This window comes from Pelagimonas sp. KU-00592-HH, assembly GCF_040369695.1.
Taxonomy (GTDB): Bacteria; Pseudomonadota; Alphaproteobacteria; order Rhodobacterales; family Rhodobacteraceae; genus Shimia.
In genome coordinates this window covers 215,578-235,920 of record NZ_BAABWM010000002.1, presented here as the reverse complement: position 1 = coordinate 235,920, position 20,343 = coordinate 215,578, and the positions used below count along the sequence as shown (strand labels likewise).

General features: G+C 60.6%; 26 protein-coding genes. 18 read left to right on the top strand and 8 right to left on the bottom strand.

What is annotated here, in order from left to right; translation table 11 throughout:
* Positions 1 to 211: 211 nt before the first annotated feature.
* Genes ABWV42_RS08355 through ABWV42_RS08345 form a run of 3 tightly spaced genes read right to left on the bottom strand, consistent with a single transcriptional unit; the run spans position 212 to position 2,866 of the window.
* The gene (locus tag ABWV42_RS08355; RefSeq protein WP_353339716.1) at positions 212 to 916 is read right to left on the bottom strand and encodes an EI24 domain-containing protein; all 705 of its coding nucleotides are present in this window, start codon (positions 914 to 916) and stop codon (positions 212 to 214) included.
* A complete protein-coding gene (locus ABWV42_RS08350; protein WP_353339715.1) occupies positions 901 to 1,479 on the bottom strand; it encodes a nitroreductase family protein in 579 nt (192 codons plus the stop codon). Before ABWV42_RS08350 ends, ABWV42_RS08355 begins: the two co-directional genes overlap by 16 nt.
* 58 nt (positions 1,480 to 1,537) lie before the next feature.
* Entirely contained in the window at positions 1,538 to 2,866 is a 1,329-nt protein-coding gene (locus tag ABWV42_RS08345) for a histone deacetylase-like amidohydrolase (RefSeq protein ID WP_502930955.1), read from the bottom strand.
* Between ABWV42_RS08345 and ABWV42_RS08340 the strand changes: the two genes are divergently transcribed.
* Complete coding sequence (locus tag ABWV42_RS08340; RefSeq protein WP_353339714.1) at positions 2,787 to 3,041, top strand: DUF167 domain-containing protein; 255 nt, start codon at positions 2,787 to 2,789, stop codon at positions 3,039 to 3,041. The genes ABWV42_RS08345 and ABWV42_RS08340 overlap by 80 nt on opposite strands.
* 7 nt (positions 3,042 to 3,048) lie before the next feature.
* On the opposite strand, the gene ABWV42_RS08335 is transcribed toward ABWV42_RS08340, so the two are convergent.
* Positions 3,049 to 3,291 (bottom strand): DUF8831 family protein, encoded by a 243-nt coding sequence (locus ABWV42_RS08335; protein WP_255109563.1) that lies wholly within the window; start codon positions 3,289 to 3,291, stop codon positions 3,049 to 3,051.
* Between the two features lie 134 nt (positions 3,292 to 3,425).
* Here ABWV42_RS08335 and ABWV42_RS08330 point away from each other — a divergent pair, with 134 nt between their 5' ends.
* The 7 genes from ABWV42_RS08330 to ABWV42_RS08300 all read left to right on the top strand — a co-directional run bounded on the left by ABWV42_RS08330 (position 3,426) and on the right by ABWV42_RS08300 (position 6,093).
* Positions 3,426 to 4,133 (top strand): M48 family metallopeptidase, encoded by a 708-nt coding sequence (locus ABWV42_RS08330; protein ID WP_353339713.1) that lies wholly within the window; start codon positions 3,426 to 3,428, stop codon positions 4,131 to 4,133.
* 5 nt (positions 4,134 to 4,138) lie between these two features.
* Positions 4,139 to 4,495, top strand: a complete 357-nt coding sequence (locus tag ABWV42_RS08325) for a YigZ family protein (protein ID WP_353339712.1) — start codon at positions 4,139 to 4,141, stop codon at positions 4,493 to 4,495.
* Positions 4,496 to 4,593: 98 nt separating this feature from the next.
* Entirely contained in the window at positions 4,594 to 4,857 is a 264-nt protein-coding gene (locus ABWV42_RS08320; RefSeq protein WP_353339711.1) for a DUF6455 family protein, read from the top strand.
* Complete coding sequence (locus tag ABWV42_RS08315; protein WP_353339710.1) at positions 4,854 to 5,132, top strand: DUF6455 family protein; 279 nt, start codon at positions 4,854 to 4,856, stop codon at positions 5,130 to 5,132. The genes ABWV42_RS08320 and ABWV42_RS08315 overlap by 4 nt, the downstream gene beginning before the upstream one ends.
* The gene (locus ABWV42_RS08310; RefSeq protein ID WP_353339709.1) at positions 5,129 to 5,407 is read left to right on the top strand and encodes a DUF6455 family protein; all 279 of its coding nucleotides are present in this window, start codon (positions 5,129 to 5,131) and stop codon (positions 5,405 to 5,407) included. Before ABWV42_RS08315 ends, ABWV42_RS08310 begins: the two co-directional genes overlap by 4 nt.
* Before the next feature lie 13 nt (positions 5,408 to 5,420).
* A complete protein-coding gene (locus ABWV42_RS08305; protein ID WP_353339708.1) occupies positions 5,421 to 5,675 on the top strand; it encodes a DUF6455 family protein in 255 nt (84 codons plus the stop codon).
* Between the two features lie 61 nt (positions 5,676 to 5,736).
* Positions 5,737 to 6,093 carry a diacylglycerol kinase gene (locus ABWV42_RS08300; RefSeq protein WP_353339707.1) on the top strand — a complete coding sequence of 119 codons (357 nt, stop codon included), beginning with the start codon at positions 5,737 to 5,739 and terminating at the stop codon, positions 6,091 to 6,093.
* A 101-nt stretch (positions 6,094 to 6,194) separates the two neighbouring features.
* On the opposite strand, the gene ABWV42_RS08295 is transcribed toward ABWV42_RS08300, so the two are convergent.
* The 3 genes from ABWV42_RS08295 to rimO all read right to left on the bottom strand — a co-directional run bounded on the left by ABWV42_RS08295 (position 6,195) and on the right by rimO (position 8,682).
* Positions 6,195 to 6,440 carry a CDGSH iron-sulfur domain-containing protein gene (locus ABWV42_RS08295; RefSeq protein ID WP_353339706.1) on the bottom strand — a complete coding sequence of 82 codons (246 nt, stop codon included), beginning with the start codon at positions 6,438 to 6,440 and terminating at the stop codon, positions 6,195 to 6,197.
* A gap of 94 nt (positions 6,441 to 6,534) precedes the next feature.
* Complete coding sequence (locus ABWV42_RS08290) at positions 6,535 to 6,903, bottom strand: thiol-disulfide oxidoreductase DCC family protein (protein WP_353339705.1); 369 nt, start codon at positions 6,901 to 6,903, stop codon at positions 6,535 to 6,537.
* 372 nt (positions 6,904 to 7,275) lie between these two features.
* The gene (gene rimO, locus ABWV42_RS08285; protein WP_353339704.1) at positions 7,276 to 8,682 is read right to left on the bottom strand and encodes a 30S ribosomal protein S12 methylthiotransferase RimO; all 1,407 of its coding nucleotides are present in this window, start codon (positions 8,680 to 8,682) and stop codon (positions 7,276 to 7,278) included.
* A 75-nt stretch (positions 8,683 to 8,757) separates the two neighbouring features.
* On the opposite strand from rimO, the gene ABWV42_RS08280 reads away from it, so the two are divergent.
* The 9 genes from ABWV42_RS08280 to ABWV42_RS08240 all read left to right on the top strand — a co-directional run bounded on the left by ABWV42_RS08280 (position 8,758) and on the right by ABWV42_RS08240 (position 18,643).
* Positions 8,758 to 10,383 carry a pentapeptide repeat-containing protein gene (locus ABWV42_RS08280; RefSeq protein ID WP_353339703.1) on the top strand — a complete coding sequence of 542 codons (1,626 nt, stop codon included), beginning with the start codon at positions 8,758 to 8,760 and terminating at the stop codon, positions 10,381 to 10,383.
* A 201-nt stretch (positions 10,384 to 10,584) separates the two neighbouring features.
* Positions 10,585 to 11,502, top strand: coding sequence for a lipid A-modifier LpxR family protein (locus ABWV42_RS08275; protein WP_353339702.1), 918 nt, complete (start codon positions 10,585 to 10,587; stop codon positions 11,500 to 11,502).
* Between the two features lie 95 nt (positions 11,503 to 11,597).
* The gene (locus tag ABWV42_RS08270) at positions 11,598 to 12,659 is read left to right on the top strand and encodes a Hint domain-containing protein (protein WP_353339701.1); all 1,062 of its coding nucleotides are present in this window, start codon (positions 11,598 to 11,600) and stop codon (positions 12,657 to 12,659) included.
* A 485-nt stretch (positions 12,660 to 13,144) separates the two neighbouring features.
* Positions 13,145 to 13,765 carry a 30S ribosomal protein S4 gene (gene rpsD / locus ABWV42_RS08265; RefSeq protein ID WP_255109539.1) on the top strand — a complete coding sequence of 207 codons (621 nt, stop codon included), beginning with the start codon at positions 13,145 to 13,147 and terminating at the stop codon, positions 13,763 to 13,765.
* Between the two features lie 255 nt (positions 13,766 to 14,020).
* Entirely contained in the window at positions 14,021 to 15,055 is a 1,035-nt protein-coding gene (locus ABWV42_RS08260; RefSeq protein WP_353339700.1) for a Hint domain-containing protein, read from the top strand.
* A gap of 92 nt (positions 15,056 to 15,147) precedes the next feature.
* Positions 15,148 to 15,666: a TIGR00645 family protein gene (locus ABWV42_RS08255; protein ID WP_502930954.1), complete on the top strand. Its 519-nt coding sequence runs from the start codon at positions 15,148 to 15,150 to the stop codon at positions 15,664 to 15,666.
* Between the two features lie 213 nt (positions 15,667 to 15,879).
* Complete coding sequence (hisC, locus tag ABWV42_RS08250; RefSeq protein WP_353339699.1) at positions 15,880 to 16,965, top strand: histidinol-phosphate transaminase; 1,086 nt, start codon at positions 15,880 to 15,882, stop codon at positions 16,963 to 16,965.
* Positions 16,962 to 17,888: a prephenate/arogenate dehydrogenase family protein gene (locus tag ABWV42_RS08245; protein WP_353339698.1), complete on the top strand. Its 927-nt coding sequence runs from the start codon at positions 16,962 to 16,964 to the stop codon at positions 17,886 to 17,888. The genes hisC and ABWV42_RS08245 overlap by 4 nt, the downstream gene beginning before the upstream one ends.
* 26 nt (positions 17,889 to 17,914) lie before the next feature.
* Positions 17,915 to 18,643 carry an extensin-like domain-containing protein gene (locus tag ABWV42_RS08240; RefSeq protein WP_353339697.1) on the top strand — a complete coding sequence of 243 codons (729 nt, stop codon included), beginning with the start codon at positions 17,915 to 17,917 and terminating at the stop codon, positions 18,641 to 18,643.
* Between the two features lie 44 nt (positions 18,644 to 18,687).
* Here ABWV42_RS08240 and ABWV42_RS08235 read toward each other — a convergent pair whose 3' ends face one another.
* The gene (locus ABWV42_RS08235) at positions 18,688 to 19,686 is read right to left on the bottom strand and encodes a DUF2125 domain-containing protein (protein ID WP_353339696.1); all 999 of its coding nucleotides are present in this window, start codon (positions 19,684 to 19,686) and stop codon (positions 18,688 to 18,690) included.
* 64 nt (positions 19,687 to 19,750) lie between these two features.
* Between ABWV42_RS08235 and ABWV42_RS08230 the strand changes: the two genes are divergently transcribed.
* On the top strand, positions 19,751 to 20,278 hold the full coding sequence (locus ABWV42_RS08230; RefSeq protein WP_353339695.1) for a gamma-glutamylcyclotransferase: 528 nt from the start codon (positions 19,751 to 19,753) through the stop codon (positions 20,276 to 20,278).
* Positions 20,279 to 20,343 lie beyond the last annotated feature (65 nt).

Here is a 20,343-nt window from a genome sequence, read left to right as displayed (position 1 = left end):
GAAAATCCTTTAAGGTCCAATTACGTGATAGTTGGCAGTGAGAAGGTTTTGTCAATGCGCACTTGGTTCCGTACAGCCGTCACCTCTTCACAGGCAAATCCCGAAGGTAACTTCTTGTCCTTCGTTTTGGCATGGCGTCGCACCTACAAAGTAGACAGCCCTGATTGCACCAGTTTCGCAAAGGGCGGCCCGAGAGCCGCCCTTTCTTGTTCTATCCGCGCTGTTCCAGTCGGTGGAACAGATGTGTGAAGGTGGCCGCCCCCAGGATCGGGATGATCAGGTTCAGGAGCGGTACCGTCAGGGGGATCGCCATCAGCGTGCCGGCAATCCAGATCGTTGCCATGTGGCGGCGGCGCAGTTGCTTGGCCCCCTCACGCCCGAGGCGGCGCATCGCGGCCAGTTGGAAATATTCCCGCCCCAGAAGAAAGCCGTTCAGCCCCCAGAAGATGAAGGGGGCAAGCGGCGACAGGAACAGGTAGAGCACCAGCGCCACGAGGTTTGCCGCGATCAGAACACCGAGGAAGGACAGCGTGTCCTTCACGGCCTCGGACATCGCAATGGCCTTGGCAGGGGGCAGGTGGCCATAGTGGCGATCCTCGACCGCGTCGGCGACCTCATCCAGGAACATCGAGGTAAAGGCCGAGGCCACGGGAACCATCAGGAACACCGAGGCAATCGGCGCGACCAGAAGCACCGACCAGCCGAGCGCATCGTCGATCCAGCCGACTTCGCCAAAGAAGGGCAGGGTGACGGTATCGCCAACAAGGTAGCCAAGGAACCATTGCAGCAGGAAGGTTGCCCCGACCAAAAGGGCGATGGTCAGGCCAAGCCCCTTGAACAGAACACGGCGAAAGCGCGTATCCCCGACCTGTCCGAGGGCCGAGGAAAAGGACGACAGGATTACTTGGAGAGCCATGTCACCTTGGCCTCCATATCCGGGCGCGGGCGTTCCGGGGGCGCGGCTTTTTCGGTGCCGATGTGGATGAAGCCGGCAAGGCGTTCGTGGGGGGCAAGGTGCAGTGCCTCTTCGAGGAATCCGCGATCATGCGAGGGCCAGCCGGACAGCCAGTTCGCGCCCCATCCGGCGGCGAGCGCGGCGTTCAGCAGTTGCAGGCAGACCGCACCGGCCGAATAGGTCTGTTCGATTTCCGGCACCTTCTCGGCGATGACCGGGCTTTCGATCACCGCCACAGCGAGGTTGCCGGTGTCGAACTGGTTGCGCCCCTTGGCGATCTTTTCCTCGTCCAGCCCAAGCGCGGCACCGCGCTGGCCCGCGATCTCGCCGAACCGTTGCAGGGCCGCGACTTCGAGCACCACCAGCCGCCACGGCTCGAGCTTGCCGTGATCGGGGCTGCGCAGGGCGGCGCGCAGGATCGGTTCCAGCGCGTCGCGGTCGGGCACCGGGGTGGTCAGGGTCTTGGCAGGGCGGGAGCGGCGGCTCAGCAGAAATTCGAGCGCCTGCGGGTTCGGGGTCGGCATTATCTTGGTCCTGTTCCTTCAAGAATTGAGCCAGATGTCGTTGGTATCGCCCCGGTTTTCAACCGCCTGCAGGGGGATTGGCAAAGAATTCCGCCATTTCCGCGATCTGGGCGTCGACGAAGGCATCAAAGCGGGCGTCGGGCTGGCGGGTATTCAGGGTTTCGGCCATCGGGTCGGGGACATGGATGTCTGACCCCGACAGTTCCTCCATCACGGCATGGCCGCAAAAGGGCACGTAGGCCTCTGAATACCCGCCCTCGTGCACCAGAACCAGCCGCCCCTTGCAAAGCTGTTTCGCGGCGTCCAGCACCTGCCTTGTCATGATGAGGAAAGTCTCGGCCGTGGCCAGCATACGCGAGAGCGGATCAAAGGCGGCGGCGTCATAGCCGCAGGCCACGATGATCAGGTCGGGCTTATGGGCCGCAAGCGCGGGCAGGACGATCTGGTCCATCGCGCGGATATAGGCGGTGTGACCGGCACCGGGGGGCAGGGGGATATTGATGTTGGCGCCAAGCCCGGCCCCGCGCCCGCGATCTTCGATGTCACCGGTATCCAGCGGATAGTTGCGGGCCTGATGCAGCGAGATCGTCAGCACATCTTCGCGCTCATAAAATATCGCTTCGGTGCCATTGCCGTGGTGGACGTCCCAATCGATCACGGCCACGCGATGTGCGAGGCCTTCTGCTTTCGCAGCCTCGATGGCGATCGCAATATTGGCCAGAAGGCAAAACCCGTTCGGCCAGTCCGGCAGGCAATGGTGGCCGGGCGGACGGGAAAGCGCATAGGCGTTGCTCAACTCACCCTGCAGAACCGAGAAAACCGCCTGTTTCGACAATCCTGCCGACAGGGCCGCGGCCTCGTAGCCGCCTTTGCCAAAGGGCGTGCGCAGACCCAATTCGCCGCCGCCAGCATCCGACATGGCCCTGAACCGCTCCAGATAGTCGGCCGGATGCACCCGCGCGAGATCGTCGTAGCTGGCTTCCGGCGCAGAACGCATGTCCAGCTCCTGCGCCAGCCCGCTCACATCCAGCAGGTTTTTCAGGCGGGCTTGGTCTCGGGGCTTTCCGGCAACCCACCCGCAGCCAGAGGCTGTACGAAGTCGCCCACCGGCAGGGTGAGGGCATAGTTCCCGCCCGAATGCCAGAAACACCGCTCGTCCCAGAAAAAACCAGTTGTCATGCCTGTTGCCTCCCCGCTCTTCAATGCACCAAAAATACTCTCGCCGAAGGCGAAAGAAATTGCGAGAGCCTTCCGAAACCGTCCGGCCTGAACTAGGGTCGACACATCTCCAACGCAGGAAAAGCCGGATGCCCGATGACCTTGAAACCCTAGCCGTACCTGGCGCGGAAATTGCCGTGCGGGTCACGCCCAAGGCCTCGCGCAACATGGTCAAGGTCGAGGGCGGGCAGGTCCGGGTCTATGTCACCACGGTCCCCGAAGGTGGCAAGGCGAATGCCGCTGTGCAGAAGCTGCTGGCCAAGGCGTTGGGCGTGGCAAAGACGCGCCTCACACTTGTGCGGGGACAGACCTCGCGGGACAAGGTGTTTCGGCTGGAGGCGTGATCCGGGTCTAGTCTGATCCGGGTTTCTGCAGCTTGTACACACCTTCGGGAAGATCCAGGGCCGCCGCCAGTTCCTCGGCCTGGTGAATGGACAGGGTGATCTTCTCGACCCTGTCAGTGCGCGGGTCGTATTGCTCGACCGTGATGCAATCCTCGAAAAGGTTGATCGTGACATCCTCTGACAGGGGGGCAGACCCCTCGTCGATGAGTGTGACAACCGTGGCGTCGAATTCGTGCTCGATGCTAAACATGTCTTCAGCCTAGACCATGCAGAGGACAAGGCAAGGGGCTTCGAAGGAATTTTGCCAGGGGGCGTTTTGCGGGGTGGCAGAGTTCGGGCAGAGAGATTAAAGTTCCCGCGATATTTTGTTCCGCCGGAGTAACCATGCGTTTTTTTCCCCTGATGGCAGTGACTTCGCTTGTTGTTGCAGGTGCCTGCACCACGACGACCGACCCCGAGCCGACATCCAAGCCTAAGCCCGAACAGGTTGTGTCCCGCCTGTCGGTTGAACAGGCCACGGCGCGTCTTGCGCCGATCAAGCGGCGGCTGGAGCCGATTGCGGAACGGGAATGCAAGGCGCTGACCAAGGGAACGAACTGCGACTTTGCCATCTCTGTCCACAAGGATCGCAACGCCCCACCGAACGCCTTTCAGAGCTACAAGTCAGGGCGGCCGCATATCACCTTCACGGCGGCGCTGATTTCCAATGCCAAGAACGACGATGAACTGGCCTTCGTGATGGGCCATGAGGCGGCGCACCATATCGAGGGCCATATCCAGCAATCGACCAGCAATGCGATTGCCGGCGCTGTGATTGTCGGTGTCCTGGCAACCCTTGCCGGTGCCGGGTCCAGCGGTGTGGATGCCGCAGTTGATATCGGGGCCTCTGTCGGTGGACGCAGCTATTCGAAAAAGTACGAACTGGAAGCGGATCGTCTGGGCACAGTGATTACGCACAAGGCAGGCTATGATCCCGTGAAAGGGGCCGAGTATTTCAACCGTATCCCAGATCCCGGTGATCGTTTCCTTGGCTCTCACCCGCCCAATCAGGAGCGTATTAAGACCGTGCGCGAGACCGCCAAATCACTTTGACGACCATGTTGCAGATCACCAATGTCGTCTCCGACCGGGGATCGAAATACGCGGTGTCCGGAGGCCCGGTTGCAGATCGCAAGGAGGTCGATGCCTTTTTGAAGGTGCTCAAGAAGGAGCGCAAGTTCGCCAAGGCCACGCATAACACCTGGGCGGTGCTGCTGTCGGATGGCACACCTCTCAAGGGCGATGACGGCGAAAGCGGGGCGGGTATGGTGATTCTGCGTATGCTGGAACGCGAGGGCCTGAAAGATCACATCGTGGTCGTGACCCGCTGGTATGGCGGCGTGAAACTGGGCGGAGACCGGTTTCGGCGCGTGCAGGACTGTGTCCGTGCCTATCTGGAAGAACGCGCCGGTTGATGCAGGTCAACCCGCTTTGTCCTTTGGGTTGACGCAAGTCAAAGGGGCAAATCAAACCCCGTGATAGGGTTCTCCTTGTGCAACCTGTGGAGGACCCCATGCCGGACCGTGCCGACCTCAAGCGACATGCCGATCTTGTTGATCGGACCGCGACGCGTTTGGGTATCGATCTGGAAGACGCCGCACTGTCCGGGCGTCTGGCCTTTGATGACATCGCCGAGATGGTGATGCGTTGCACCAACTGTTCCAATCCCGAAGATTGCGCCCACTGGCTGAACCGTGACGAAGCGCGCGCCGATGCGCCGCCGGTTTATTGCTGCAATGCCAATCTTCTGGCCGATCTGAAGGAGGTAAGCGCTTGAAACCCCTTGGAGAAACCAATTCACATTTCTGGCTGGCCCAGCGAATGGCCAAGGCCACCGATACCGATCTTGTAGCCGCGATGGAAAAGGCCGAGCTCAGCCAGGAAGACTGGGCCGAGATGGTTCTGGAATGCCGTGGCTGTGACTGGACCAAGGGCTGTAAACGCTGGCTCAACCTCCATGAACGCACGTCGGTGCCCAAGGCGCCGAAAGCCTGTGTGAACCAAAACCGTTTCATGGCGCTCAAATCTGCTTTGGAGGAGTTGGAGCAATGAGCAAGATCCAACCGCTAGGCGATCCGGCACGGCATTTCTGGATGACCCGCAGCATGGCACGGGTGCTTGGTCTGTCCCTGAGCGAAGCAATGGCGGACGGGCGTCTGTCGCAGAAGGGCTATGCCGATCTCGTGACGCGGTGCCGGCAGTGCCATCATGTGGCGGCCTGCGAGCATTGGTTGGGGCAGCAGGGCGGACATGCTGAGGCGGCGCCCGAGTGCTGCGTACACGCACAACTGTTTCATTCATTGAAAGACGAAGCCCGCAGGGCCTGAAGGAGGACGCAGGATGAACCTGTTCAAGAAAATCGACGACCATTCCGACCTGATGGGCAAGATGTCCCAGAAAGTGGGCGTCGACTGGAGTGAGAAGCTGGCCGACAACCCGGAGTTGGCGCGCCAGTACCGCGGTGCGGTGATGACCTGCACCCATTGCCGTAGCGTGGGCGAGTGCAAGGGTTGGCAGGCGGAACACGCCAGCGCCGAAGAAGCGCCGGATTATTGCCTGAACAAGGATCTCCTGGGGCGTCTTGCCGAAGGTTGATCCGGCTAACCTCTATTGATTGCATGGCTTTTCCGGTTCAGACTGCGAACACGGAGGGGCCATGCTGTATTTTCTGAAACGTCTGAAGTGGCGCGTTGTCTGGAGTCTTGCCGGATGGCGGGATGCCTGGCGCAACGAGCATTCGTTTCGCAGTTGGGTCTGGGCCAACCTGGTGTCGGGTGGTTTGGCCCTCTATCTGCCACTGGAGGTTTCCGAGCGGGCGCTGATCCTGTCGCTGGGCGTTCTGGTGCTGGCGGCAGAGCTGATCAACACGGCGATCGAACGGGCCGTAGATTATATTTCCGAAGACCAGCACCCCCTCGCGAAACAGGCCAAGGACGCGGGCAGCGCCGGTGTCGCCGTGGCGGCGCTGGCGGTCGGGGTGGCCTGGATCGTGGTGATCTGGGGGCTGATTTAGCACGTCGGTATTGCGTCGGTATTCCAGCGGTATCGCGGAGGTGCGCCTGCGCGGACTCCGCTAATTTTCCGTGAATCCTCGCCGATTTGATGACCGAAAGGTTAATCCATCCGCGAATGGGTTCCGTCACACAACGCGCCTTTTCCGGAATGCTTGCAGCCGCAGAAGAACACCTTCTTGTCGGCTTCGGCGGTGAATTTGACAGGCTCGAAAGAGGTCCCCTTGTGGCTGCCGTCGCAGAAGGGCTGGCGCTTGGACATGCCGCAGGCACACCAGAAATAGGATTTGCCCTCCTGAACCTCGACGGGGAAGGGGGCGCGTTGGGAAATGTTGGGGGTGTCGGTCATGGCTGGCTCTCCTGAACGGTTGGCTGTCAGGAAGAGGGTGGCATGGTTTTGCGGTCGGTCAAGGGGAGCGGTGGGAAAACCGGCCAGCGCTGGATCAGCCGCGGGACATGCGCTTGAGGTGGCGGCGATAGAGCCACGGGGCCAGCACGTGGTCATAGGTGAGGGTGGCGAGCGGGCGCAGCAGGGGCAGGCCGGTCAGCCACGCCAGCCAGCGATAGCGCGGCATCTGCGCCCAGAGGATGCGGAAGGCCGGAATGCCGTCATAAAGCTGGCCATCGTGCAGCACGTGCAGACGCCGGGCGGCGGTGTCGGGATCAATGCCCCAGCTCTCTCTCGCATCCGAGTTCAGCGCGTCATAGCGCACCGGCAGGTCACGCTTTTCGGTATAGCGCGCATAGTGGCAGATTTCGGCATCGCAGATCGGGCACTCAGAGTTGTAGAGAACGCGGGTTTGGGGGGGCATGGGCGGGTCCGTTGTGATCTGCCCGACCATCTGGTGCGGGGGCGGGGGAGGTCAAGAGGGTGTTAGGCCAGAGGGCCGCAAAGACCCGCGGGGTGGCGCATCGCGCCGCCCCATGGGGGCGGGTCGGCGCGGCCCGGCTTTGCCGGGCAGGGCAAAGGATGGCGGGTTGCTTGTCGCAGAGTGGCAAGAGTGTCCTCTAATAGGCACGATGCGGCAAGCCCGACCTCGGTTGGGCGATGAGGCGCTCTGTGTCGGTCGCGGCGGTTCAAAGCACGCGGCCTGGATTGTTTGGCGTGAGGTTGCAACAAGCCCTCCCGTGGGGGAGGTCGGGCTTGGCGTGTCGGGCCGACACGCGGGGCGTTGCCTCTGACGTTAGCGGCGCAGGGCGCCCCAGAGATCGTATTCCCCGGCTTCGTCCACCTCGACCGTGACGATGTCGCCGACGCTGAGGCCATCCGTGCCCTCGTCGATGAACAGGTTGCCGTCGATCTCCGGAGCATCGGCCTTGGTGCGGCAGGTGGCGATGCCGTCTTCATCGATGTCATCGACGATCACGTCCATGGTCTGGCCGACCTTGGCCTGAAGCTTGGCCTCGGAAATCGCCTGCGCCTTTTCCATGAAACGCTCCCAGCGCTCCTGTTTGACCTCTTCGGCCACGTGATCCGGCAGGGCGTTCGAACGCGCGCCGTCGACGTTTTCGTATTTGAAACAGCCCACGCGATCCAGTTGGGCTTCGTCCATCCAGTCAAGCAGGTGCTGGAACTCGGCCTCGGTCTCGCCCGGATAGCCGACGATAAAGGTCGAACGCAGGGTGATGTCGGGGCAGGTCTCGCGCCACTTGGCGATTTCGTCCAGCGTCTTGGCACCGGCGGCCGGGCGGGCCATGCGTTTGAGCGTGTCCGGGTGGCTGTGCTGGAACGGGATGTCGAGATAGGGCAGCAGCGCGGTGTCGGGATCTGCCATCAGCGGGATCAGATCGCGGACATGCGGGTAGGGATAGACATAGTGCAGGCGCACCCAGAGGTCCCTGGGCGTGCCAAGCTGGCCCAATTCGCGGGCGAGGTCGGTGATGTGGCTGCGCACTTCGCGGTCTTTCCACGGGTGGCTGGAATACTTGCGGTCAAGTCCGTAGGCCGAGGTGTCCTGGCTGATCACCAGGAGTTCGCGCACGCCGTTGTCGACCAGCTTCTCGGCCTCGCGCAGGATGGCGTGGACGGGACGCGAGGCGAGTTTGCCGCGCATGTCTGGGATGATGCAGAACTTGCAGGCGTGGTTGCAGCCCTCGGAGATCTTCAGATAGCTGAAGTGGCGCGGCGTAAGCGAGACGCCGGTGGCGGGCAGCAGATCGACAAAGGGATCAGGGTCGGGCGGCACCGCGCCATGCACCGCATCCAGCACCTGTTCGTACTGGTGCGGGCCGGTCACGGCGAGAACCTTGGGATGGGCACCGGTGATATATTCCGGCTCGGCCCCGAGACAGCCGGTGACGATGACCTTGCCGTTCTCCTGGATCGCCTCGCCAATCGCCTCGAGGCTTTCGGCCTTGGCGCTGTCGAGAAAACCGCAGGTGTTCACGATAACCGCATCGGCACCGGAATAGTCGGGCGAGATGCCATAGCCCTCGGCCCGCAGGCGGGTCAGGATGCGCTCGCTGTCGACCAGCGCCTTGGGACAGCCCAGCGAAACCATGCCGATGGTCGGCTGGCCGGGACGGGCGGTTTCCTGTGCAATGCGGGCATTGGCGAGGTCGGGGCGAAGATCTGGCGGATTGCTGGTCATGCGCGCGGATATAGGGGATCGGCGGGCGTTTGGGAATTGGGGAAATGGATTGGGTGAATTGCACGCAGCGCAACGATGGGTAGAGTAAAGGCCAAGATTTCAGATGACGAGACGGCGATGACGGATTTGAAGCCCGCAAACGAGAACCCCTGGTACGTGTTGATGACGTTGTATGGGGAGCAAACGGATTTCTTTGATCGGGGGCTGCATGAAGCGAACCGCAGAGCTTGGAATGCTTGGGTCGGGAAGCACTTGTCTGACGTAGAAAAAAACGCAGCTGCCAAAACGTGTCGGATAGAAGTCGCGGAGCTCTGCGCAGCAGACGAAGATGATCGATGGTTGAAAAAGTTGTGGCACAAGGCAATTAGAGAACGCTTACCTTCAGAGGTAGCTAAGCTGATTTCATTTAGGCCTCGCTCGGGTATCAGTCTGTCGAAAACCGAATTTCCGAAAATCGTATGTCTGAATGGTTTCGCATTTCCCGGTCGACTTGGGCTTCAATCAAGCGAGTTTCGTTCCGCTTTGATAGTTGAGGATGCGTGGTTCAAGAACGATGTATCTGGGCAGTTCAGTTACTTTCGCGGAGAAGTTTTATTTAACCGTTGTCGGATGAAAGAGAATTTCGAGCTGACGCATGGCACCTTTGAAAGGGGCTTGAGGGTCTCGGACTGCACTATTGATGGCCTCACCCGGATGGACAGTTGTTCGTTCGCGGAAAAAGTAGATTGCCGAAATTCGGTGTTCAATATGGATGCGTCTTTTGGCGATTCAGAATTTCAAGGCACCGCAATTTTTTGGAACTGTAAATTTAATTTATTTGGTCAGTTCATTAGAGCAAAATTCAATGGAATGGCTCACTTTGATGGAGCTGAATTTCATTTGTACGCTCAGTTCATTTCGGCTCAGTTCAGCAAAACGGCGTGGTTCAATAAGGTCAGCTTTTTGGGGGACGCCGATTTTGGTTCAAGCCGGTTCGAAGATTCAGTGTTTTTTAGCAATGCGACTTTCTCACATGGAAAGGCGAGTGAAAGCCCCGAAGAAATAGAGAAGGTGAAGGAGGTCAGAGTAGATTTCTCTAACGCCTTCTTTCAGTACCCAACGAGTTTTAGAGGTGCAGTGTTTGAGAGGTCTTATCCTATCCTAATTGGCACTGTAATGAATGACCTAACGTTGTTCTCTGCCGATGAAAACTGTTGGCCATACGAGAGCTCTCAAGACCCAAGTGAAGCTAAAGAGATTTGTGGGAAAATTCGGCATGTTGTTTCCAAGCAAGGGCTGCCGGAGGACGAGCATTTCTTCTTTCGTCGAGAGATGCACTTTGCTGGAAAAATTGGAAGCTACTGGCAGAGAGTTCCCTATCGATTGTTTGGATTGGTTTCAGATTACGGTAGATCGATTGAGAAGCCGTTAAAGTTGCTTCTCACTACAGTTGTTGCCCCTAGCGGAGTATTCACGGCGTATCTTCAGACCTTGGAAGGAAGCTACAATTGCCTAGAGGCGTTTCATTGGGTGCCCGCCGGATTGGGAATGAGCTTTTCCAACACCTTTAAGTTTTTAGGCCTCCAAAGGCTTCATTTTGCGGAAGCATTTGAGGAAGCGGGGACAGCTATTCACGCCGTTGCAGGGGGGCAGACGGTTCTTGGGTTTGTGTTCCTCTTCTTCCTCGGTCTTGGGCTTCGACAGAGGTTCCGGTTGCGCTGAAATCGCGCGCGTTGAGGTGAAAGACATCGTACCTTCCTGCCGTGCTGCGCAAATTTCTAGGTTTTGCCATAATTCGGGGTTAAAGAAGTCTTAACAGGCAAAGAACATCAACAAATCCCCTTTTCCGGGTGATCCTTTCTGGCGGCGTGGCCGTGTGAGGGGTAAGCCTTGGAAAAACGAGCAGAAAAAAGGGCAGGAACAGTGGGTCGGATCGCCTCCTTCATTATGGCGGTGGCGCTTGGTGCGTCGCCGGCAGTTGCGCAGGATACCGCAGAACGCGGATATCTGGGCGTGGGTCGTCTTTTCGTGAATGACTTGATCGGGGACGGCGAAGACCGTTGGCGGACCGGGTCATATGTGGCGAGTTTTGTCTGGGGTCCGGAGTGGCAACATGAACTGCCGCAGGGATTTGGCGACCTGCTGGAGTTGCGGGTGTCGGGCGAGATCATCCAGCCGTCGAACCTGACCACGGTGTCACCGACTGATCGCCCCTATGCCGGGGCGCTGACCTTTGGCGCGCATACGCATTTCCAGCGCGGGTCGAACGAGTTCCGCGCCGGTGCCGACCTCGTGGTGATCGGGCCGCAGACCCATCTGGATGATTTCCAGTCTTCCATTCACGATGCGCTGGGCATGGTGTCGCCCTCGGCGGCGGTGCTGGGCAACCAGATCGGCAACAGTTTCCGCCCGCAGGTGTCTCTGGAATACGGTCGCCTGGTCGAGTTCGGCGCGGGCCGGGTGCGCCCCTTTGTCGAGATGCAGGCCGGGGCCGAGAGCTATGCACGGGTCGGGTTCGATCTGACCTTTGGATCGGTTGGGCTTGGCGACATGATGGTGCGCGACAGCGTGACCGGGCACCGCTATCGGGCGCTACGTCATTCCGATCCGGGCACGAGCTTCGTGATTGGTGCGGACATGGCGAAGGTGTTCGACAGTGTCTATTTGCCGGAATCCCGCGGCTATACCCTGACCGATACCCGCGACCGTGTAAGGGCCGGAGTCCACTGGCAAGGCGAGAAGCATTCCGTGTTTTATGGCGTGACCTGGCTGGGCAAGGAGTTTGTCGGGCAGTCGGATGGCCAAGTGGTCGGTGCGATCAATCTCAACATCGAGTTCTGAGTGATTTTGACTCAGGGACAAGATTTGTCTTTTCTTGGTGATTCGCCTCTGTTAACCTTTGGTTAATAAAAAAGAACCAAGGCAGGCATCAGGCAATGAGAACGGGCTTTTGTGGCACGTTCGTCATCTCCTGGTCACAAACGAAAATAGACGGTGTTGGGGCTGCATCGGTGCAGGCGCTTGAAACGGGCGCGGTGTGGTCATGGCATGGGGAGCCGGTCCGTGTGGACGGACCCACCGAGCTATTGCGACTGGACCAGGCGGACGGCGAGGCAAATCTCCGCAAGCGGGCGGCACGTATGGTGCGCCGGCTGGTGGGCGCGGCAGTCAAGAACACGACACAGCTGACCGAGATCGAGGTGGATGAACCACTTCTCGAGGGCGGTTTTGTCGTGAGCAACGGCACCCAGAGTTTCACGGTGACAGTGATCGAGGTCGAGGGCAGCGCGCCCTTGCTGATGTTCCTCGATGAATTGCCACCGCGCAACAGTGACCTTTGGGTGGTTCACAACACGATCGAATTCCCGGATCGCAACCCTATGGCGGCCTCCGACGGGGGCGTCATCTGTTTCACACCCGGCACGATGATCCAGACACCGGACGGGCCGCGCCGCGTTGAAGAACTGCGCGAGGGTGACCTTGTGCAGACCAAGGACAACGGGGCCGAAGAAATCTGCTGGATCGGCAGCCGCAGGATGAGCGGGGCAAGGCTTTTCGCGATGCCCAAGCTGCGCCCGATCCGTATCCGCATGGGGGCCTTTGGCGTCGAGCGGCCGGAACAGGAGCTGGTGGTGTCACCGGAACACCGGATGCTGGTGCAGGGGCCTGCGGCGCAGGCGCTGTTCAACACGCCCGAGGTTCTGGTCGAGGCACGCGAGCTGATAAACGGCGACACAATCGCGGTGGATTACACCAAGCGCGAGATCACCTATGTCCACCTTTTGTTGCCGCGCCATCAGGTCCTGTGGGCCAACGGGGTGGAGACCGAAAGCTATCATCCGGCCAATGCGGCGCTGACCTCGCTTGAGAACACTGACCGCAAGCGCCTTTTGCGGATGTTGCCAGAGCTGGAATACGACCTGAACAGCTATGGCCCCTATGCCCGCCGCAATCTGAGCCAGAGCGAAGCGGCCATCCTGATGCACGAAGCGGCCTGATCCAGCAGGCCCTTACCCAAGACCTTGACCCCGCCCCTGCAACGGCGGGGTTCTTTTGGGTTAAGGCGATGGGAGGCGCGAAAACGGACGTAGGTATTACGTCGGTATTACGTCGGTATTGCGGAGGTGGACCCGCGCGGACTGGCGCGGTTCACGCCACGCGCGGTTGCCTAACAAAGACGATAGGGGCGCACGGTGGTGTTGCGCGTGCGGTGGGGCAGGGTTTCATTGACGAAAGCGCCCGCATGGTTCAGAGTCTGTTTAGACTTGAGCCCGCGTCTGTCCGATCAGGTTGATCAGGAAAGACCGGAGGCTGTCACTTTTGCAGGTGGCCGCGCTTGACTCCCCCAATTACTCGTGTATACGCGCGGCTTCATTGGTGTTGGTGGCCCCCGCAAGGGGATGCCTGTCATGGGGAGACCCAAGAGGACAACGCCCTTCATAGTGGCCTTATCGGGCCTCGACCATAACGAAGGAGATCAGCCGTGACCAAACGCACGTCTGCCAAGTACAAAATCGATCGCCGCATGGGCGAAAACATCTGGGGCCGCGCGAAATCCCCGTTCAACCGTCGTGAATATGGCCCCGGCCAGCACGGTCAGCGCCGCAAGGGCAAACTGTCGGACTTCGGTCTGCAGCTGCGCGCCAAGCAGAAGCTGAAAGGTTACTACGGCGACATGACCGAGAAGTCGTTCCGCCGCATCTATGCCGAAGCCGAGCGTGTAAAAGGCGACACCGGTGAAAACCTGATCGGTCTGCTGGAGCGCCGTCTGGACGCCGTTGTTTACCGCGCCAAGTTCGTTGCCACCGTTTTCGCAGCCCGTCAGTTCGTGAACCACGGCCACGTGAAAGTGAACGGCAAGAAAGTGAACATCCCGTCCTACCGCGTTAAAGAAGGTGACGTGATCGAAGTTCGCGACAAGTCGAAGCAACTGGCTGTTCTGATCGAAGCGACCCAACTGGCCGAGCGTGATGTTCCTGACTACATCGACGCGGACCACTCGAAAATGACCGCAACCTTCGTTCGCACCCCGGGCCTGTCGGATGTTCCGTACCCGGTGATGATGGAACCGAACCTCGTGGTCGAATTCTACGCGAAGAACTAATCTTCGCCATTCCGAGAATTGCGAAAACCCGCTGCAATCGCAGCGGGTTTTTTCGTTTCAAGGCCGTCAAACGACCCTGAAACCGGCAGGTTTAGGTCCAATTTTGGCGCGTTTTTCCCCTTATCTTCATACTCGGGCCCGCAATAGGGTCGGCCTCGTTCCCGTGGGTTTTGCGGGGATGGTGGTGAATGTGATGAGTGGTGACGTGTTATGCCAACAACGTTTACGGTCTTTTCCCTCGGGAATCTGGCCGACATGGATACGGTTGAAGGGAATACCCAGGCCGAGAACGCCTCGGCCCTTGTGGGGACGACGTTTGGTGCGGCGGGGGATGCGCTTGTCAACGACGCGGTGACCTTTGCCATGGGCTCGACCGGGTTCGGCGGTGGCACCTCTACGGCCTACAACCAGAACAATTCACCCAGCGAGACCTTTACCATTGATGGCGGGGCCGAGCAGACCTTTGACTCGACCGCCGTCTTCAATGCGACGATCACCTATATTGACGGCACCACGGCGACGATCACGGCGGTGGTGTTCCAGGACACCAGCGGCAACACCTATTGGGCGCCCGAGTTTTCGGCCAATACCGACATGGCGGCCATGGAGGCGGCGGCGATCCGGTCGATCAGCCTCGATAGCCTTGCGGGCAACAACTATTCCGGCATGACAGGCAGCCGGGAAACCTGGGACTATGTGACCTGCTATGTAAAGGGCACCCGGATCATGACCGCCAAGGGCGAACGCCCGATCGAAGAGGTCAAGGCGGGGGACATGGTGCTGACCCGGGACAACGGGTTCCAGGCGGTGCGCTGGATCAACCATTCCAAGGCGATTGCGCGGGGCAAGCTGGCCCCGATCCGGATCAAGCAGGGGACGCTTGGGGACAATGCCCCGATGCGGGATCTCTTGGTGTCTCGTCAGCACCGGATGCTGCTGCGTTCGAAGATTGCGCGCCGCATGTTCGGGATCGAGGAGATCCTGGTACCGGCGGTGAAACTGTTGCAGTTGCCGGGGGTCAACGAGGAGCCGTCCTTGCGGCCCGTGAGCTATTATCATCTGATGACCGAGCGGCACGAGATCATCTATGCCGAAGGCGCCCCGAGCGAGACCCTGTTGGTAGGCCCGGGCGCGGCCGAGGCGATGGGGCCGGAAGCGGTGGAAGAGGTGCTGACCCTGTTCCCGGAACTGGAGGAGGAATACGTGGAACCCGCGCGTCCGATCCTTCAGAACAAGCGCCTGAACCGGTTCTTCCTGCGCCACATGAAAAACGAGCGCGCCTTCGTCTGAGGGCCAGTTTGGCTCCTGCGGCATTCGGGGCGTTGCACCTTGGCCGGTGGTTTTCTATTCAGTGCCCGCAGACAGGATGTATGAGGGCACCGATGGCGGGCAAGATCGAGCAGAATTTCGAAAAGGGGCTGTTTGCCTCGCGCTGGCTGATGGCGCCGATGTACTTTGGCCTCGTGGTGGCGTTGGCGATGCTGGTCTTTGTTTTCGTTCACGAATTGTTGCTATACCTGCCGATGTTGCCGTCGATGGGGGCGGACAAGGTGATCCTCGTGGTGTTGACGCTGATCGACCTGACGCTGGCGGGCAATCTCCTCCTGATCGTGCTGTTTTCCGGTTACGAGAGCTTTGTCTCGAAGATGGACGTGGCGGCGGCCGAAGAGCGATTGGGCTGGATGGGGACGGTGAATTTCTCGGGGCTGAAGATGAAGCTGATCGCCTCGATCGTGGCGATTTCGGCCATTCACCTGCTGAAGCGGTTCATGGAGCTGGGCAAGGGCAAGGAGTTGGCGCAGGACGAGCTGTACTGGCTGGTGGTGATCCACATGGTGTTTGTCGTGTCGGGTGTTCTGATGGCGTTGATGGACTGGTTGACGGCGCAGGCGAAGAAGTAGGCGCGGCCGGATTTCGATTTTGCGGGCCGCCCTGTCGCAGGGCGGCTTTTTCTTGTAGAAAAAGACGTTTTCGGGCGGGTGTTTGGCGCGAATTGCGCTAGTTCGTCGGACGGCGTGGCCACAATCACGCACCTCGCCTTAAAGCTGTTCTAGAAGCTTTCCAATCCGAAGGGGCGAGGATAAGAGTTCGGGACGGTAGAGGAGACCCGGTTCATGACACGTATCACGCCGCAACCCGGCATCATGGATATCGAGCTTTACGTCGGCGGGAAGGCCACCGTGGAAGGTGTGTCGGATGTCGTCAAACTGTCCTCGAACGAAAACCCGTTCGGGACCTCGGACGCTGTCAAGGCGGCGGTGGCGAAGGCGGGTCATGGCCTGCATCGTTACCCCTCGACGGATCATGCCGAGCTGCGGGCGGCGATTGCCGAGGTGCACGGTCTGGACGCCGAGCGGATCATCTGTGGTCAGGGCTCGGACGAGGTGCTGCAATTCGTGGCCCATGCCTATGCCGGTGTCGGCGACGAGGTGATCTATACCGAGCACGGGTTCTCGATGTACCCGATCCTTGCCAAGATGGTGGGGGCGACCCCGGTCGTGGTGCCGGAGCGCGAGCGCACGGTGGATGTGGATGCGATCCTTGCGGCCTGTACCGAGAAAACCAAGATCGTGTTCATTGCCAACCCGGGCAACCCGACCGGCACGATGATCGGTGGCAACGAGGTTGCGCGTCTTGCCGATGGTCTGCCCGAGGGCGCGATCCTTGTGCACGACGGGGCATATACGGAATACGTGGAAGGCCATGATGGCGGTGCGGCGCTGGTCGAAGCGCGGGATAACGTGATCATGACGCGGACGTTCTCGAAGATCTATGGCCTTGGCGGGCTGCGGATCGGCTGGGGTTACGGGCCGAAAGAGATCATCGACGTGCTGAACCGTGTGCGCCAGCCGTTCAACCTGTCGACCGTGCAGCTTGCCGTGGGTGAAGCGGCGGTGCGCGATCAGGACTGGGTTGCGAAGTGCCGTGCGGACAATTCGCGGCTGCGGGCCTGGCTGGCCGAGGCATTGGCCGAGCATGGCGTGCCGTCGGATACGTCGACCGCCAACTTTATCCTGGCGCGGTTTGCCAGCCAGGACGAGGCGGAAGCCTGTGATGAATACCTGAAATCCCAGGGCCTTATCGTGCGCCGCGTGACGGGGTATGGCCTGCCGAACTGTCTGCGGATCACTGTGGGGGACGAGCCGAGCTGTCGGCGGGTGGCCCATGCGATTGGCCAGTTCAAGGGAGATACCGCATGACCGCACCGGTCTATGAGCGCGTCGCCCTGATCGGGCTTGGCCTGATCGCATCGTCCATGTTCTGGGCGATCAAGCGCGGCGGGCTGGCCGGTGAGGTAACAGGATATGCGCGCTCGGAAGCGACGCGCGAGACGGCGCGTCGGATCGGGCTGTGTGACCGGGTATGCGACAGTGCGGCCGAGGCGGCCGAAGGGGCCGACCTTGTGGTGCTCTGTGTGCCTGTCGGCGCGATGGGGCGTGTGGCGGAAGAAATCGCTCCGGTTCTGAAAGCCGGGGCCTGTGTGTCGGACGTGGGATCGGTCAAGCGGGCGGTGATCAATGCCGTGGCCCCGCATCTGCCCGAGGGTGTGCATTTCGTTCCCGCGCACCCGTTGGCGGGCACCGAGCATTCGGGGCCGGAAGCGGGGTTTGCCGAACTTTACGACAATCGCTGGTGCATCATCGTGCCGGGGGCCGAGGACACGGACCCGGAGGCGATTGCCAAGGTGCGTACGCTTTGGGAAGGCATGGGGGCGAATGTCGACGAGATGGACGCCGACCACCATGATCTTGTTCTGGCGGTGACATCGCATGTGCCGCACGCGATTGCCTATACGATGGTGGGGGTGGCCGATCACCTGCGCCGTGTGACCGAGAGCGAGGTCATCAAGTATTCGGCGGCAGGTTTTCGGGATTTCACGCGGATTGCCGCGTCTGATCCGACCATGTGGCGCGATGTGTTCCTGAACAACAAAGAAGCGACGCTGGATATTCTGGGCCGCTTTACCGAAGAGCTGTTCGTGTTGCAGCGGGCGATCCGGATGGAAGACGGCGATCACCTGCACGACTATTTCACCAAGACGCGGGCGGTGCGGCGTAGCATCATCGAGGCCGGTCAGGACACGGACGCGCCGAACTTTGGCCGCGAGGCACCGAAACCGTGAGGGCGCGGGCGGCCATAGTCGCCCTGATGCTGGCCGGGACCGCGGTTGCCGAAGCGCCGCGTGAGTCTCTGCGGCCGGTGATCCGTGAAGATGTGTTCCCCATTGCCCTGCCAAGCCTTGCGCCGGAGACGTCGCTGCGGCCCCTGTTGCGACCGCGCAGTCTTGGGCAGAAGGTGAGCGTGGTGCCGCCGGTGGTGAACCGGACGGCGCGCGAGGTGCCTTCGGCAGTGGGCAAGGTGTGCCGTGACCGCGATTTGCAAGGCACCGAGGTGGGCCATGTGCCGGGGAAATTGCAGGGCTGTGGCATCCGGCGCGGGGCGATCAAGCTTTATTCGGTGTCGGGTATTCCGCTGAGCCGGCCTGCGGTGATGGAATGCGACACGGCCTATGCCCTCAAGAAGTGGGTGGAAGGCGGCATGAAGCGGTCGGTCAAACGCTATGGCGGCGGGGTGGTCGAGTTGAAGGTGGCGGCGGGCTATAGCTGCCGGACGCGGAACCATAAGAAGGGCGCGAAGATCTCCGAACATGGCAAGGGGCGCGCGATCGACCTGTCGGGGTTTGACCTGAAGAACGGGGATCACATTTCCGTTCTGCATGATTGGGGGAATGGCAAAAAGGGCCGTATTCTCAAGGATATGCACCGGCGGGCCTGTGGGCCGTTCGGCACGGTGCTGGGTCCGAATTCGGACCGCTATCACAAGGATCATTTCCATTTCGACATCGCCAAGCACAGGGGCGGGCCCTATTGCCGCTAAGGTGCGAAACGTGAAAGCCCCGGCGCACGTCCGGGGCTTTGTTTTTAGCGGATCACCAGTTGCGGAGCGGGGCCGATGGGGACCGGACCCAGCCATGTTGCGCCGCGTTTGAAGGTGAGCGGGATGTCGAGGGTCTTGGGATTGCCCGAGATGCCGGACAGGAGTTCGAGGCCCTGCGAAATGCCGTCGAGGACCCCATTGGGCAGCTGTTCTGTTTCGCGGGCAAGGGCGATGATTTCGCGCCAGTTGGTGGCGCGGATGGTAATGTCGCCGGAGGGGATGCCTGCGGGATCGACGGTGACGCGGCCTGCGGCGTTGAGATCGAGATCGCCCCAGGTGATCTGGGCCAGTTTCACGTCAATCCATGTCGGCCGGGGGCGGGCCTGTTCGAGGGCAAGGCGATCCCACGGGCGATCAAAACCGGCGGTGATGTCGGCCTGAACGGTCTTGAGGGTGCGGGGCAGGCCCTTGGCCTTGGGCAGGGTCTGGGCTGCGGGCGGGGCAAGGCCTTCGGCGGTGAGGGCAAGGCGATAGGTGTTTTCGCCCTCGCTCTGACGGTGCGCGGCGAGGCGCAGGGCGTCGGCGGTGAGGGTCCAGTCGGCGGTTGAGGTCAGCGCGAGGCCCTCGATGGCGAGGTTGCTGCGCTCAAGCGGCAGAGAGGTGTCACCGGCAAGCACCAGCGAGGCCTTCATGTCGGTGCTGGCGACGGTGACCTTCTGGTCGGGGAAGGCGAGGGTGTGGCTGTTGGGCCAGGCCGCGATCAGGTGGTTGGGGCGATAGGTGAGGGCGAAGAGCTGAAAGAAGGGCAGTTCCCACGCGACGCCGGTGTCGGGGTCGGCAAGGGCGACGTTGGTGAAGGTGGTGTCGAAGCGGTTGGGAAAGCCCTTGACGGAAATCTCATCGACCTCGGCCAGCCAGCCTTCGGAGGCGCGGGTGTCGAACCATGCGGTGAAGCCCGATTTTGCCGCCGATGCGCCGACAAACCAGTAGGCAAACCACGCGCCCGAGACCACGAGGATGACAAACAACAGTCTTTTGAACATGTCAGGCCCTTTTCCCTGTTTCGCGATTGGTGTTTAAAGCCCAAAAACCAAGAGGACCAGTGCGATGACAATGTGGGTGTTCGGATATGGCTCTTTGCTGTGGAATCCGGGGTTCGAGTACCGCGAGAAGGTGATTGCCACCCTGCCGGGCTGGCATCGTAGTTTCTGTATGCGGTCGATCCACCATCGCGGCACCGAGGAAAAGCCGGGGCTGGTGCTGGCGCTGGACGCGGAAGAGGGCGCGCATTGTCAGGGGCTGGCGCTTTTGGTGCAGGAAGGCCATGAGGCTGCGACGCTGGAATACCTGCGCGAGCGCGAGCTGATTTCCTCGGCCTATCTTGAGAAGATGCTGGACATCACCCTGCAGGACGGGCGGGTCGTGGAGGCGGTGACCTATGTGATTGATCCGCATCACGTGCAGTATTGCCACCTTGAGATGGAAGAGCAGGCGCAGATCATTTCCACCGCCGTGGGCGGGCGCGGGCCGAACACCGATTACCTGCACAACACGGCCTCGCATCTTATCGAACTGGGCATTCAGGATGCAGATCTGGACTGGTTGTCGGCACGGGTGCGCGAATTGACCATGTGAGGCCGCCGGGGTGGCATAAGTTCTTGGCACATTGAGCGCGAAACAGTAGGGTGAGCGCAGAAAAA